General features: G+C 43.9%; 14 protein-coding genes and 1 tRNA gene. 9 read left to right on the top strand and 6 right to left on the bottom strand.

The features are described from left to right. Positions 1–4 precede the first annotated feature (4 nt). On the top strand, positions 5–1,297 hold the full coding sequence (clpX, locus tag ACLSSO_RS17905; protein ID WP_295904446.1) for an ATP-dependent Clp protease ATP-binding subunit ClpX: 1,293 nt from the start codon (positions 5–7) through the stop codon (positions 1,295–1,297). A gap of 55 nt (positions 1,298–1,352) precedes the next feature. On the opposite strand, the gene ACLSSO_RS17900 is transcribed toward clpX, so the two are convergent. Continuing rightward, positions 1,353–1,826, bottom strand: a complete 474-nt coding sequence (locus ACLSSO_RS17900) for a DUF2127 domain-containing protein (RefSeq protein ID WP_413943636.1) — start codon at positions 1,824–1,826, stop codon at positions 1,353–1,355. Between the two features lie 197 nt (positions 1,827–2,023). Here ACLSSO_RS17900 and ACLSSO_RS17895 point away from each other — a divergent pair, with 197 nt between their 5' ends. From ACLSSO_RS17895 to ACLSSO_RS17885, 3 genes are read left to right on the top strand one after another with little or no spacing between them, the layout of a single operon-like run. Further along, the gene (locus ACLSSO_RS17895) at positions 2,024–2,236 is read left to right on the top strand and encodes a hypothetical protein (RefSeq protein WP_295904443.1); all 213 of its coding nucleotides are present in this window, start codon (positions 2,024–2,026) and stop codon (positions 2,234–2,236) included. A 36-nt stretch (positions 2,237–2,272) separates the two neighbouring features. Then, the gene (locus ACLSSO_RS17890; RefSeq protein WP_413943635.1) at positions 2,273–3,982 is read left to right on the top strand and encodes an ATP-binding protein; all 1,710 of its coding nucleotides are present in this window, start codon (positions 2,273–2,275) and stop codon (positions 3,980–3,982) included. 40 nt (positions 3,983–4,022) lie between these two features. After that, positions 4,023–4,634 carry a response regulator transcription factor gene (locus ACLSSO_RS17885; RefSeq protein ID WP_413943634.1) on the top strand — a complete coding sequence of 204 codons (612 nt, stop codon included), beginning with the start codon at positions 4,023–4,025 and terminating at the stop codon, positions 4,632–4,634. Here the strand turns inward: ACLSSO_RS17885 and ACLSSO_RS17880 are convergent. Beyond that, positions 4,631–5,029 carry a response regulator gene (locus ACLSSO_RS17880; protein ID WP_295904440.1) on the bottom strand — a complete coding sequence of 133 codons (399 nt, stop codon included), beginning with the start codon at positions 5,027–5,029 and terminating at the stop codon, positions 4,631–4,633. The genes ACLSSO_RS17885 and ACLSSO_RS17880 overlap by 4 nt on opposite strands. Next, a complete protein-coding gene (locus ACLSSO_RS17875) occupies positions 5,026–6,480 on the bottom strand; it encodes an ATP-binding protein (RefSeq protein WP_295904438.1) in 1,455 nt (484 codons plus the stop codon). The genes ACLSSO_RS17880 and ACLSSO_RS17875 overlap by 4 nt, the downstream gene beginning before the upstream one ends. Before the next feature lie 407 nt (positions 6,481–6,887). Between ACLSSO_RS17875 and lon the strand changes: the two genes are divergently transcribed. Continuing rightward, positions 6,888–9,380 carry an endopeptidase La gene (lon, locus tag ACLSSO_RS17870; RefSeq protein WP_340593432.1) on the top strand — a complete coding sequence of 831 codons (2,493 nt, stop codon included), beginning with the start codon at positions 6,888–6,890 and terminating at the stop codon, positions 9,378–9,380. A gap of 89 nt (positions 9,381–9,469) precedes the next feature. Here lon and ACLSSO_RS17865 read toward each other — a convergent pair whose 3' ends face one another. Beyond that, a complete protein-coding gene (locus ACLSSO_RS17865; protein ID WP_413943633.1) occupies positions 9,470–9,934 on the bottom strand; it encodes a hypothetical protein in 465 nt (154 codons plus the stop codon). A 150-nt stretch (positions 9,935–10,084) separates the two neighbouring features. Continuing rightward, positions 10,085–11,116: an SUMF1/EgtB/PvdO family nonheme iron enzyme gene (locus ACLSSO_RS17860; protein ID WP_413943632.1), complete on the bottom strand. Its 1,032-nt coding sequence runs from the start codon at positions 11,114–11,116 to the stop codon at positions 10,085–10,087. Positions 11,117–11,388: 272 nt separating this feature from the next. Here ACLSSO_RS17860 and ACLSSO_RS17855 point away from each other — a divergent pair, with 272 nt between their 5' ends. From ACLSSO_RS17855 to ACLSSO_RS17845, 3 genes are all read left to right on the top strand, one after another. Next, a complete protein-coding gene (locus ACLSSO_RS17855; RefSeq protein ID WP_295906241.1) occupies positions 11,389–12,492 on the top strand; it encodes a helix-turn-helix domain-containing protein in 1,104 nt (367 codons plus the stop codon). A 9-nt stretch (positions 12,493–12,501) separates the two neighbouring features. Continuing rightward, positions 12,502–13,065 carry a hypothetical protein gene (locus ACLSSO_RS17850; RefSeq protein WP_295906242.1) on the top strand — a complete coding sequence of 188 codons (564 nt, stop codon included), beginning with the start codon at positions 12,502–12,504 and terminating at the stop codon, positions 13,063–13,065. Between the two features lie 66 nt (positions 13,066–13,131). After that, positions 13,132–13,207: transfer RNA gene (locus ACLSSO_RS17845), tRNA-Val, on the top strand. A gap of 161 nt (positions 13,208–13,368) precedes the next feature. Here ACLSSO_RS17845 and ACLSSO_RS17840 read toward each other — a convergent pair. After that, positions 13,369–14,007: a hypothetical protein gene (locus tag ACLSSO_RS17840; protein ID WP_413943631.1), complete on the bottom strand. Its 639-nt coding sequence runs from the start codon at positions 14,005–14,007 to the stop codon at positions 13,369–13,371. Between the two features lie 168 nt (positions 14,008–14,175). Between ACLSSO_RS17840 and ACLSSO_RS17835 the strand changes: the two genes are divergently transcribed. Beyond that, complete coding sequence (locus ACLSSO_RS17835) at positions 14,176–14,712, top strand: carboxymuconolactone decarboxylase family protein (RefSeq protein ID WP_295906208.1); 537 nt, start codon at positions 14,176–14,178, stop codon at positions 14,710–14,712. Positions 14,713–14,756: the final 44 nt, after the last annotated feature.

Raw genomic sequence — 14,756 nt, 5'->3', positions numbered from 1 at the left:
ACCGATGACGACTAAAGATACTAACGGCGCATTGAGATGCAGCTTCTGCGGCAAAGGCCAAAAAGAAGTCAAGAAGCTGATTGCGGGTCCCGGCGTTTACATTTGTGATGAGTGTATCGACCTTTGCAATGACATCATTGACGAGGAAAAAGAGCGCGAGACAGCGGTCAAAGGAACGTTCAAAGTTCCAAAACCGTCTGACATCAAAACTTATCTTGATGATTACGTGATCGGTCAAGTGCAGGCCAAGAAAACTTTGGCTGTTGCGGTTCACAATCACTACAAGCGTGTGAATGCGGCTTCTCAAGGCAAGAAAGCCAATGACGTTGAGATGCAAAAATCCAACATCTTGCTTATCGGACCAACGGGTTCTGGTAAGACATTGCTTGCGCAAACAATTGCTAAGATTTTGAACGTGCCATTTGCAATGGCGGACGCGACGACTTTAACGGAAGCCGGTTATGTCGGTGAAGACGTTGAAAATGTAGTGCTCAATCTTTTGCAAGCTTCAGACTACGACGTAGAAAAAGCGCAACGTGGCGTGATCTACGTGGATGAGATCGATAAGATTTCTCGTAAGTCTGAAAATCCATCAATCACTCGTGACGTGAGTGGTGAGGGTGTTCAGCAAGCACTTCTAAAAATTCTTGAAGGGACAGTGGCGAATCTTCCTCCGAAAGGCGGTCGTAAACATCCACAACAAGAATTCATCCAGGTTGATACGACAAATATTTTGTTCATCGTGGGTGGTGCTTTCGTAGGTCTTGATAAGATCATCGAAAACAGAACTTCAAATAAAACAATGGGTATCGCAGCAGACATACGCACAGCAGAAGAAGTGGAGAAGAGCTCCAACCTTCTTGCGAAAGTGGAGCCAGATGACCTTTCTAAGTTCGGTTTGATTCCGGAGTTTATCGGTCGTTTGCCGGCGATTGCAGTTCTTGCGCCTCTTGATGAAGAAGCGTTGATGGACATCTTGGTAAGACCAAAAAATGCCATCACAAAACAATATCAAAAGCTTTTCAGCTTTGAAGGTGTCGAGTTGAAGTTTACTGACAAAGCTCTTCGTGCCGTGGCACAGATGGCTTTGAAACGTAAAACAGGTGCCCGCGGTCTTCGCGGCGTTCTTGAAACGGCAATGCTCGATATTATGTACGATATTCCTTCAAAATCAAACGTGAAGGAAGTTGTAATCGATGAAAACGTGATCAACGACGGCGCACAGCCAATGTTGGTTTACAAAACGGACGAAGAAATCCAAGCTGAAGAAGAAGCAAAAAAGAAATCTTCTGCGTAGGATCTTAAAAAAACATCTTCAAAAGAAAAGAGGGCTGGCAAAACCAGTCCTCTTTTTAATTTTGAAGGTCATAAGCATTTTTTTCTTCTTTGGTAGAAAAGCGATCGCGATTTATCGCCAGATAAATAACGACTCCGATATTCACAATCGTTATCCCCACTTTTATCCACGAGAAGCGATGGAAGAGTTCATAAAACTCATAGGGAAGATAAACTCCGCCAGAAATAATTCCCAGCCAGCGGGCCCAGGTGCGCTCATACCACAGGCCATAAGCTTCCACCAGGCGAAGCGCTGAATACGCAACAATACCCAAAGCCAAAAGGAAAATCGTTTTATCGTTGACTCCCCAGAAAAGCCGCAAAAGGGCTTTTGAGTACTGATGCTCCGGATTTAATCCGATGTTTGCCGTTAAAATATTTCCGATATGTTGAAGATGAAGATGCACGTACTCTAAAAGACCTAGGCCGCCAAACAGAACCAAGAAACCCTTGAGTGCTTCAGCAATGGCGATCCACCGTAAACCCGACACATATCCTCCTTAAGTCATCTTTGCAGGAGAATTTCATTGGCTTCGTTACGACTGTGCGAAGATGATGAGATTAGTTTAATAAACAGCGAAACTCTTACACAGTTTACTCCGGAAAATCTGTAAAAGCGCAGAGGTTTGGAAATCTTATTTATACTTAAAAAAGCTCTTCATAAACTCTCTTGCATGCGGGGGGAAGTATGAAAGAGCAAGTGATTGCTGCCATGCTGACTCTGTCTTTGGCTCTTGGGTTTATTTTTTCCATCGAAGTTTTAGCGCAATCAAACCGAACTGCAAAACTCTCTTGTGAAGAGAAGATGCAGAAGTACTGCCAAAATTCAGAGGCTGGCGTTCAATTGAAAACTGAATGCGAATGTCGTGACGATGTGAAACTTTTGGTGCGCAATCGCTAGACATCTGCGTCTCTAGCATGGTGAAATCACGTCATCATGTTTTCTTTGGTAATCTTAGGTGTTCTTATAACATGTGTTCTATGCACGGTTTTATCCGTGCTGCTGTGGCCTTACAGGCGTTCGACCGTGCACGGCTTTTTATTGGTAACTCAAATCATTCACGCTTTGTGGGCGTTTTTGGTTTTAAGTATTTTTGTCACAGATGATTTTGAAACGCGTGTGCTGCTGACACGGATGCGACAGTTGATTTTGCCAACGGTCGTGTCGATGGGCATTGTGACCATCGTGATGGTGTTTTACCGGTCTTTCTGGGAAAGATATAAAAGATATTTTGTTCTTCTCTTTATCATTCCGGCAATCACGATCCTCGGAAATATGGCAAGTATTCTGGGATTTTCTTTTGCAGAGCACCTGGTTTTCTATAATTTTCAGGAGTTTCCCGGCTACAAAGGTCTTTTGAGCTACAGCTTAGGTCCTTTGATTTCGATCAATTTTATTCACGGCTCCTTAGGTATTCTTCTTCTCAATATCATTTACATTCATAATGTCTTTTGCGCCAAAGGTTTGCGCCGCAAATATGCGATCTATTTCCTAATGGGTAGCATGTTTTCAACGACACTGGATCTCTGGGGTATGTATCTTTCTCCAAATCCTGTCGCCAAGCAGGTTTCCGTTGGGGGCTTCTGGGTCTTTTGTTTGATTATCTATTTTGCAGTCACTCGTTTGGAATTTCTTGATATTAAGTCTTTAGCGCAGGAAAGGGTGTTTGAAAATTTGCCTAATCCTGTTGTGACTCTTTCTCCGCACGGAGAACTCTGGGACGCCAATAGAGCAGCAAGAGAACTATTCTTTCTTAAACCTTCTGATCAAGGACGACCGCTCAAAAATATTCCTGAACTTTGCAAGCTTTCGCGAGATCCTGGAAATTTGACAGTACAAAATAAAGTTCATCAGGTTTTTCACTATGAACTCGCCATTCAGGGGGGAGAATCTCATGCTTCGGTGTACGTCCTTAATAACATCAGCGACATCGTGCAGTTGAATAAGGACCTGGAAGAAAGCAATCTTGTTTTGAAGCACCTCACGGACTTCAACAAAAGAATTCACTCTGTTCTTTCGCACGACATGTCGGGCTCTTTAGGCAGTGTGCACACACTTCTTACAGGCATGCACCAAATGAAAGTAGATTCGGCAGAGTACAAGACATATGTGGATCGTCTCGTTGATGCGAGTTCGGCTTCGTTGGCGTTATTGCAAAATGTTTTGGCATGGAACAAAGAGGACAAAGAAACGAAACGGATCAGTTTAAAACCTGTCGTGGAGTCCTCAATCCGTCAACTTTCGGCTCAAGTCATCAGTAAGAATATACAGATTGAATCTTTGTTCCCAGAAGGTGACGTCTACGTCTCGGGATCAAAAAGTATTTTAGAGGCGATTTTTAGAAATGTTTTATCGAACGCTATTAAGTTCAGCCACGCCGAAGGAAAAGTCCAGGTCACTTGCCATAACCGTGATCACTGGGTTGAGATTCTCGTGCAAGATTGGGGAGTAGGAATGACTCCGGAAGCGGTGGAACGTCTTATTTCCGGCACAAACCAAGAGCGCGAAGTGCAAGAAGGCTTTGGTGTAGGCATGCACTTTACCGTGAATTTTATTAAAGAGATCAAAGGGCATTTGCATATCGAATCCGAAATTTCAAAAGGAACTCGTGTTCACTTGCGTTTACCCGCGGAAGTTCTTGTATAGAGTGTTTGACTCTTTTTCTAACAACCTGGAATCTAGTTTCATGAGATGTTTTATTGTTGAAGACCATCCGCTCACACGCGATGGCATGCGAATGGCCTTTCAGGAAGTTATTCCGCAATGTGAAATTATTGGTGAAGCTTCCGATGTATCCGCAGCGGTTGAAAGAATTCTGTCCTTGTCTCCGCAAGTCGTCTTTCTGGATCACACTTTAAAAGGCGGCACCGGCATTGACGTTATTGAGAAAGTGCGCGAGTCAGCCTTAGGTCTTCGCTATATTCTTGTCACACAGACGCAAGATCGAACAACTTTGCAGCGTTATAGAAATTTGGGCGTAAGAATATTTATTTCAAAACTGAATACCAAAGATGAAATGAAAGCGGCCATGGAGCATTTCCAAAGAGGCACAAGTTATATTTGCCCGTCGTTGCAAGAAATTATGAACGCACCCAATCCTGCGGAAGTATTAACTCGAAGAGAGCTTGAGGTCGTCAAGCTCATTGCTACTGGAAAAACAAATAAAGAAGTCGCCAACGTTTTGGGTTGCACAGACCACACTGTGAAAACTCACAAAGCAAATATCATGGAAAAATTGAATTGCTCAACGTCCGTTGAAATCACGGTTTGGGCTCTTAAAAACTTAGCGGAAACCTAAGGGCTGGCTGGAGGCAAAGAGAGATCTTTGCGAAGCATATCACCTAGTAAATGAAAGTCGACGGGCTTGCTGAGAAAGCGTGTAGCTCCCAGGCTGTCGGCTTTTAAACGGAACTCTGGCGACTCATAAGCGCTGACCATGTAAAACGGAATTTTTGCATTCATCTCATGAACTTTTTGAAGAAGTTCAAATCCGTCCATATCGGGCATATTGATATCTGAAAGAATTAAATCCACTGGCGGTATGTCTTGGCGCTCTAGATAGCGCAAGCAATCAGGCGCATTTAGAAAAGAAACCAGATTCAAATTACCGGCGTTGGCAAAAAGCTTTTTGAACTTCAGTTTGTATAGAAGATGAGTGTCTGCCTCATCATCAACGATTACTATATGAATCATGGATTTGGTCTCTCATGTACAAGGGGTAAAGCCATGACAAACTCAGTCCATTGGCCAAACTCACTTGTATACTTTAAGGTGCCTCCGTGTTTTTGGGCAATATTAAAAGCGACAGTGAGTCCTAAACCAGCCCCTTCTCCTGCGGCCTTTGTTGTTAAAAACGGATCGAAGATTTTTTCACCAAGAATAGCCGGAATTCCGACGCCGTTGTCGCGGATGCAAATTTCTACCATGTCTCCGCGTACGGCTGTTGAAAGTGTGAGCTCCGGCTCGAAGTTTTTGTTGGTGATAACTTTTTTCTCTAATGCGTGAATGGCATTGTCGACGATGTTCGAAAGCGCACGCAGCAGTGACGTCGCATAGACGGGAGCGACGACATTATCACCTAAGCGGTACGTGACTTTCGGAGGAACATAACTTGATCCTAACGCTCGTGTGGAGATGGTCTCTTGATAAGCGCGTTTTAAGATTTCATTGATGTCTGTGTTTTCTAAAACATCACTGTCATAGCCGGACAAGATCTGCATCGAGCGCACAATCTGATCAATGCGTTGGCTGTGCTTTAAGACAACGCGACTGATTTCTTTTACTTCTTCCAGATTTTCGGAATCCGTTAAAAGCTCACTGAAATTTAATACAAAGTTCAACGGATTGCGGATCTCGTGCGCCACACTGGCAGTAAGGCTTCCCAAAGAGGCCAGACGCTCTTGGGCCACCAAAGTCGCTTGCATGCGTTTGATCTGCAACATGGCCTTTTCAAGGCTCTCATTTTTCGTCGTCAATTGACGTGTACGGTCCGTCACTTTTTGCTCAAGAGCTTGATTCAAAGATTCCAATTTTTGATTGGCTTCTAAAAGCTCTGAACGGAAGGTGTTGATGGAAGCAACGAGAACATCCAGCTCATCTTCTCCGCGATGGTGTGGCCGATGCAGTTGCAGGTCTTCATTGGCCCTTCCACGATTGCTTTTTAAGTACTGAGCAATATGCTGGATGTGAATAACCAAAATCTGATTGAAAATGAAGTACAAGAAGAACACGACGACCATGGTTTTGGCCGCTTGACGGATGAAAATCCAAATCGCTTCCTGGAAATATTTTTGGCGTAAAGAACGAACATCCAGCTCCACATCCAGAGTGCCCAGAATTTCGTTCGTATTTTTGTGGTAAATATCAAAGCGTTTGTGACTTTCCTCTGTGGGATCAGACTTACCGGATTCGTAGATAGTTTTGTTATCTGCCACAAGGCGAAGGTAGCTAACACCCTGCAGACGACTAAGACCATCGAGCTGAATTTCTAGTAGTCTAGTGTCATAAGACCACAAGTGTTCCGCCATGGAGTCGAGATAGGAATTTTTAATTATGGCGAAGTTATTTTGTAGTTTGTCAAAGTCGCGCTGATAATCCATGAGAAGCTGAAACGCCGTTAAAATAAGCGTGGCAAAAGAACTCACGGCCCATGTCGCAATGAGAAGCTTTAGAGAGAGAGAATTTCTGCGGAACCAGCGTCTGGGATCTCTAGGTGTCACAGTGCACTTATCGAACAATTTGGACAAAAAGGGCACGAAAATCTGACTCTCGGAAATTACAATTAGGAAAGATTCTCAAAATCCGACGCAAATAAGAATAATTTTCGAGTAGCATTAGGTCTTTTAATGATGCCCAAAATGTGAGCATTTTGGACTCGTGGCAAGGACCAGAACTCTTTTTTTTCCAAATATATTTACTTCCCAGTAATCGAACACATAGTTAAGCTTATTAGTAGGAACAGCGAAGGTTGGATAAGGATATTTAACCGACGCAGATCCAGCTTGTGTCCTATGCACAAGTAAGCTCGTTAACCCACAGGGAGGGAGAGGATATGAGCGAGGGAAAAGTACAACAACTACCACTTTTGCCCCTAAGAGACCTCATCATTTTTCCACATATGATGATGCCGTTGTTTGTAGGTCGCGAAAAGAGTATCAACGCTCTTGAAGAAGCGATGAGCAAACAGACAGATATCGTTTTGGCGGCTCAAAAAGACGCTAAGACAAACAATCCCGAACCTAAAGACATCTTTGCTATCGGAACCGTGGGCACCATCATTCAGCTATTACGCCTGCCTGATGGAACTGTGAAAGTTTTAGTGGAAGGCAAACGTCGTGTAAAGATTAAGAATTTCTTAAACAACGACAACTTCTTTATGGTTTCTTGCGAAGCCTTGGATGAAGACCCAACGAACATCGTTGAGGCCCAAGCTTTGGTTCGCTCCGTCAAGTCGACTTTTGAGACTTACGTAAAACTTAATAAGCGAATTCCACCAGAAATTTTGATGCGTGTATCGACCATCGAAAATCCTGGTGAACTTGCGGATATTATTGTTGCGCAACTCAATTTGAAACTTGAAGACAAACAAGCGGTGTTGGAGATCGTGGATCCTTCAAAACGTTTGGAACATTTGCTCAACTTGATGACAGGTGAGATCGAAATTCTTGAAGTGGAAAAGAAGATTCGTACTCGCGTGAAGAAGCAAATGGAACGCTCTCAAAAAGAGTACTACCTCAACGAACAAATGCAGGCGATCCAGAAAGAACTTGGTGAGAAAGACGATTACCAAGCAGAACTTCAGGATCTTGAGGTGAAGTGTAAAGCTAAGAAAATGTCCCAAGAAGCTAAAGACAAGGTGATGAAAGAGATTAAAAAACTCAAAATGATGTCACCAATGTCGGCGGAAGCGACTGTGGTTCGCAACTACATCGACTGGGTTCTTTCACTTCCTTGGTACGATTACAATGAAGAGAAACATGATCTTAAGAACGCTCAGCGCATCCTTGATGATGATCACTGGGGTCTTGAGAAAGTCAAAGACCGTATCCTTGAATACCTTGCCGTTCTTTCGATTTCGAAAGACATGAAGGGTCCTATCCTTTGTTTGGCAGGTCCTCCAGGAGTTGGTAAGACATCTCTTGCAAGATCAATTGCTGAATCTTTGAATCGTCCTTTTGCACGTATCTCTTTGGGTGGCGTGCGTGATGAAGCAGAGATCCGCGGTCACAGAAAAACATACGTCGGTGCGATGCCAGGTAAAATCCTGCAAGCTCTTCGTAAAGTTGATAAAGGAAATCCACTTGTTCTTCTTGATGAGATCGACAAGATGGCCAACGATTTCCGTGGTGATCCAGCAGCAGCGATGCTTGAGGTGCTTGATCCTGAACAAAACAACAACTTCCAAGATCACTACTTGGAGTTGGAATACGACCTTTCAAAAGTGATGTTTATCGCGACTGCGAACTCATTGCATACGATTCCACGTCCATTGTTGGATCGTATGGAGATCATCAATCTTGAAGGTTACATTGAGCAGGAGAAATTCCACATTGCGAAGAACTACTTGGTTCCGAAGCAATTGGAAAACCATGGATTGAAAGATTACAAAGTCACGATCAAAGACGAAACGATCCGCGACATCATTCGTTACTACACGAAAGAAGCCGGCGTTCGTAACTTGGAAAGACAAATGGCCAATGTGTGCCGTAAGGTCGCTAAAGAGATTGTGATGGGCGAAGCTGTTGAGAACTTTAAAGCAGAAGCGAAGGGCGATAAAAAGTCGGCTTCTAAAAAAGGTGCAAAAACAGCGGCGAAGACAACGGCAAAACCAGCAGGCTATGTGGTCACTCCGCAAAAACTTGTTGAGTTGTTGGGTCCTCACAAATTCAAGTTCGGTGTGATCGAGACAGAAAACGAAATCGGTCTTACGAACGGTATGGCTTGGACGGAAGTGGGTGGTGACCTTCTTGCTGTCGAAGTGAGTGTGGTGCCTGGTAAAGGTAAGTTCACAGTCACGGGCCAACTTGGTGATGTGATGAAAGAATCTTGTGCAGCAGCGATGAGCTACGTTCGTTCAAGAGGTCCTTTGTTCGGTTTGGACAAAGAATACTTCTCAAACATCGACGTGCACATCCACTTGCCAGAGGGTGCAGTTCCTAAGGACGGTCCTTCTGCAGGTATCGCTCTGACGACTTCGATTGTTTCTGCGATCATGAAGATCCCTGTGAAGCGCACAGTAGCGATGACAGGCGAGATTTCACTTCGTGGCCGTGTGATGGCGATCGGTGGCTTGAAAGAGAAGATCCTAGCCGCTCACCGCGGTGGCATTAAGATGATCATCTGTCCGAAAGAGAACGAAAAAGATCTCAAGGACATCCCTAAGGAAGTGATGAAAGATCTTAAAGTGATCTTGGTGGATCATGTAGACCAAGTATTGATCAACGCTTTGGATATCAAATCGCCAAAAGAACTTTTCAAAGTTCAAAAAGAGCGCGAATTCGGTATCAAAGCCCAATACACAGGCCAAGCAATCCACCACCACTAAAAGGTGCCAGGGGATTTTTTACAACCAATGCGCGTTAATTCAAAAGGCCCTCGTTGAGAGGGCCTTTTTCTTTTTGTCTTGCCGATTTATCAATATTTATTTTTTGAATAAGAACTTGGTTGTCGAGGGTAATTAGAACTCTCTGCAATGTTCTCTGTTGGTTTGTCTGTCGAACACAGCGGAGCTACATTGAAAATTTCTGGTGGATCGTAAGTTTTGTCGTTATAGGCATCAATACCCATCCCGATGATTCCACCAAAAACAATATTTCCAAGAATACCTGCCGTCGCATCATATTCCGTTTTGATCACACCTTCGCGTGTTTGCTGATTGCATGTCACGGTGATGGGGATGTCTTGTTTTGAGCGACTTACTAACACGGTCGTTCTTCCGTTCAGTGCTGTGTACTGTCCATCAGGCAGGCTGATTTTTGTCTCGCCTCTTTCAAGTCCGCCGACAAACTTCACGGGAATTTTGTCTGATTTGACGATCGTTGCACATGCGCTTAAGCCGAAAACAGATACTAACAACATCAACTTGTTCACGAATTGCACTCTGGGCCTCCTCTACTTTAGACCTGGCTTACTGTTTCGGAGGCTCTTTAAATAAACTTTAAATTATTTGTTTAAATTTTATGCAGGGGAGGGAATTGCTGGAAAAAATCAGCTACTTAAACGACGTCAATTTCTTGTCAAAGAAGGCTGTTATTTCGGTTGGAACACGCAGCGGAAACCGATGTTGTTCATTTTAAGATTCCACGAAGCAGGTGCTTGAAGATCATCAGCCGTGATGTCGCCGATATTTGCAGCAAAAATTCCTGTGACACCTTTTGAGTGAATGCAAACAGCTCCGCCGCGAATGACTTTTCCAGAACTTCCACCGAAGAGATTTCCAAGATAAACATCGTTTTTAGGAACGCTGCTCATTCCCGTGAAATCAAAAAGTTGCGGAGAGCCGGGTTTGATATCCCAGTTGTTGTTGTGATAGGTGCGACCGTAAGGACTTGAAAGATCCGGCGTGTACGAGTTTCCGTAGATCGTGTCAGAGACCCACTCCCATGCATTTCCGCCGAAATCCCAAATGATGTTGCCACTTGAGAGATAAAATGTACGTCGTTCGATTCCTTTTTTTGCACCGGTGCTGTCGTAAGGATCGTTGATGTCTTTGATCTCAACGGGTTCGCTCCAAGCACTATAGAAACCAGTGTAGAGAGTTCCATCTCCGTGAGCTTTTCCAGTCCAATTGAGTTTGTTGTTATAAATTTCTAGAGCGGCTGCATTCCATTCGTAATTCGTTGGAAGTCGATAACCACTTCCAAGATTTGCACAGGCTTCTGTCGCTGCGATTTTTCCAGCAAGCCACGGTTTTCCTGTCGACGTCGAAGAAGCAAGACCGTTCACTTTTTTCATTTCAAATTTGGCAATGCAAAATGCCTCTGTTTTCAGAGTGAGATTCGCCTGCACCTTTTCGTAATTCACAGGACAATTCAAAACCACTGGAGGCTGCGGCGTTGGCGTTGGCGTTGGCGTTGGCGTTGGCGTTGGCGTTGGCGGCGCGGGTTCTGGTGATGGTTGCGGTCCAGGCGACGGCGTCGGGATTGGTGCCGGAGTTGGAACGGGAGTCGGCTGCTTCGCTGTCTGATTGTCTGGCTTTTGTGTTTTCTTTTCTTCCTTTGGAGAACACGACATCAGAGTGACTGCCGTAAAACACATGATGAAAAAGCGCAGATGACGCATCCGTTGTCCTTGTGAGTGTTATACGGTTTATTTTGACAGCATTTTAACGCCTTTCGGAGTCCTAATAAGCGGGACTTAGTAAACTTGGACTAAAGGCTCCACGCGTTAAGTGACGCCGGGTGAGCGCACTTTATTAAATTACTGAAATCAATTCTCACTATGCACAGTTTTTACGCAAATGTCCGTGTCTTACATTGACGAAATCCTGACAATCTGTAAAAACCTGTACCCCAGCGAGTAATTTAGATTTTGTTTTGGAGTTTTAAGAACTTATGAGCCAACTAGATCGTGCCTTTGAGCTCGGCAAGTTATATTCCGATCGGGGAGAATTCACCTCTGCGATCACGCATCTCAACGATGCGTCTCAGGGATACTTTGCTGAGAAAAATTTCTCTCAATACTTGAAGTGCTTGAACATTCTTTTGCGTATCTATGCAGAACGCGAACAGTTTGAAGAGATCAATCTCACAAAAGAAAAACTCCAAGATCTAGTTCTTAAAGAAGGCTTTGAACTCAACTCCAAAACTTATTATACGCTCGCTATCTGTGCTTTCTACAAAGGACAACAAGACGTCTCTTTGGACTATGTTCAAAAGGCTCTTGCTATCGCTCTTGCCTCTGACAACAAAGAAGATATTTGCAACGCGATCTTCGGTCTTGCGATGGTTTACTCAAGCCCATCTATGGCTCGTTATGCAGATGCCTTGAAAGAGATCTACAATCTTGAAGTCTTCTTCCAGGTTTACAATCTTCCAGAACTTAGAATTTCTTCGCTGATCTTGAACGGAAATATCTTAGCGCAAATGAAAAAGTACGAAGAAGCGGTGACGGTTCTTTGGAAAGCTTACGATGCGCTTAAAGAAACTCGCAACGTGGTGATGGCTTCTTACTTGATGATCCAACTCGGAGACGTTTACTTTGAGATGGGCGATAAAGATTTGGCACGCGTGTATTTGTCACTCGCACAAAAATCTATTGATACAGAAAATCATGTAAGACTTAGTAAGATTGCTGACTTCTACGCATCGAAAATCGGTGCAGAACCTCAGACAAGTTATGATTTGATTTTTGACGAAGGTAATCATGCGGTCACAGAGAGAAAATTGGGTCGCATTGATTTCAAAAATCAGTTCATTCTTCTCGACCTTTTGCGTTTGTTCGTTCAGAATCAGGGCCAAATTTACTCGAAAGAGTATTTGGTTGAGAACGTATGGAAGCAACCTTACGATCCAGCGATCCACGACAATAAGATTTACGTGACGATCAAACGTCTTCGTAAACTCATTGAACCGGATTACGAGAAACCAAAATATATTTTTAGAGCTAAAAACGGATACTACATGAATAAAGCGGCTCGAGTTCATTTCGAGCACTAGGGGGGATTCATGTTACGCAACATCTTGATGGCAACATTGATTTTTACAAGTCTGACTCTGTCAGTGGGAGCCCGTGCGGCTGACGCTGATGACGAGCATATCATTCCGGCGAGTGATAATCGTCCGGTTCCTTGGCCGTGGACATTGGCTCAGCCATTCCCATGGACAGATATTCAAGGCTTGTGGAAAGTGGAACAAGGGGACTTCACTTCTTACTTTGCTTTGAAAGTGGTTCGTCAAAAAGCAACAGGCATCCGCCAATTGCAAGTAAAGCAATTCGACGGAGACACTTGTAAGATGCTAGCAACAGGCGTGGGCTTAGAGCGCAACCAAAAGGTTTTGGCGCAAATGACCAGCCGAGCGGGCACTACATACCGTGTTCAATTGACGGCATTTAACGAGAAAGATTCACCAATTACACCACTTAAGGGCAACGTCCCAACTCAGGGTGTGATGGTTCTTTCAATGGGCGCTCTTGATAATAAGGCTGCGGATGAGATGGTTCACATGCAAATCGTGAAGATTTCAGCGCACTTAACTCAAAGAGTGTGCATGGAAGATATAAAAAAGTAATATTTTTGAAAAAAGAGATTGCAAGATCGGAAGGACCACGCTAAAAAATGGACCTTCCGAACGAATAGGGAATTAGCTCAGTTGGTAGAGCGCCACCCTTACAAGGTGGATGTCGTCGGTTCGAATCCGGCATTCCCTACCAAATAAAACAACCGCCTTCTGGCGGTTTTTTTATTTGTGCCTTATGCACTCCGACTTCGTCGGAGTATTTTCTGAAGTTTCCCGCCATATTCGATGGTTTTGGTTTTGTTGTTTTCTGCCGCCGGCAGAAAACTCCGGTCGGCGGCGGTGTTTTTCTTTCGTTTATTTGAATTTTTCTGGGAATTGTTTGCCGATTCCGCCTACTAAGGCATCTGATAGCGTGTACATGTGTTGTTTCATGTCGGCCCAAGTTTGCGCTTCTGCTGTGAAATCTTTCTTTTGGATTTCGTTGATTTGAGCGATGTGATGTCCACCGTGGGCTGCCAAAAGACTTACTAGCGTGTCTTTTGGAAGATTTGGGTTTGCTCCACTTAGGAATGTCGCGATTTCGATGGCGTTGGTAGTAAGTTTCTCCGTTGCACTCTTTTGTTTTTCTGTGTTCGGAGTTGGTAGAGTCGCATTCATATAATCTTTCACTGCGCCGTAGTGACCTGCTAACAAACCGAAAAGTTTTTCGCTTGCGGGTTTTCCATAGAAGGGCTCAATCACGCCTGCGATTTTTTTTGCGTTTTCAACAACCTGTTGATCCGCCAACGTTTCGGCTTTTTTATTTTTATCGGCCTTCGCTACAACGACGGAGCGAATCCAAAAGATATGATCTACCCAAAGATCTCTCACAGCCATTTGTGTAGAGACTGCTTTTGAAGGGCCTTCTGTAGCAGCATGTGCGCCAGTTGCATGACTCGGAGGGCTTACGAATGTCATAAGCGCCAAAGTAGAAACTATTAATAATGTTTTCATAGGAGCTCCTTTTGTTGTTTTGAAACTCCATCATTCTCCTGACGGTCAAAGTGGTAAACCCTGTTTAAACTGTTTAAATTCGTCAAGAGCAGGGCAACATCCGTCATGTAATAAGATTGCTTCGGGCGCAAAACCGCCATAGCCTTTTTTGAAATGAAGGGAGTTTTTATGCCTCATATTCAACTTAATAACGACATGCCTGGTATTATTGGATTGATGGGTTTTAGACCTGAAACCGCAAAGCCTCTGAATGAACTTGCGGAAACTTTACTGGTAGGTCCTTCTTCTTTGACTCGCGGAGAGCGTGAAATGATTGCCTCTTACGTGTCCAATCTTAACAACTGCCAATTTTGTACGCGTTCTCATTCTGCGATTGCGGGAGTTCTTTTAGAGGACAATTTTGATCTTGTTGAACAAGTGAAGACGAATTTTGAAACAGCGCCGATTTCAAGCAAACTTAAATCTTTGCTTAAGATCGCAGGCCAAGTGCAAAAACAAGCGCTGGGTGTTTCTGAAGAGATGATTAAAAATGCGAAAGCTCAAGGTGCCACTGATATCGAAATTCACGATACAGTTCTCATTGCGGCGGCTTTCTGTATGTACAATCGTTATGTAGATGGTCTTCGTGCGACGACTCCGGATGCGACACCGGTTTATCATGATATCGGTCGTAGAATTGCGCAAACTGGCTATCAATTTAAATAGAAGAATAGGATTTAAAATAAAAGGAGTGAGAAATCGCTCCTTTT

This window comes from Bdellovibrio sp. HCB-162 (assembly GCF_047344985.1).
Classification (GTDB): Bacteria; Bdellovibrionota; Bdellovibrionia; order Bdellovibrionales; family Bdellovibrionaceae; genus Bdellovibrio.
The sequence above is the reverse complement of the archived record's forward strand: the minus strand, read 5'-3'. Positions and strand labels throughout refer to the sequence as shown.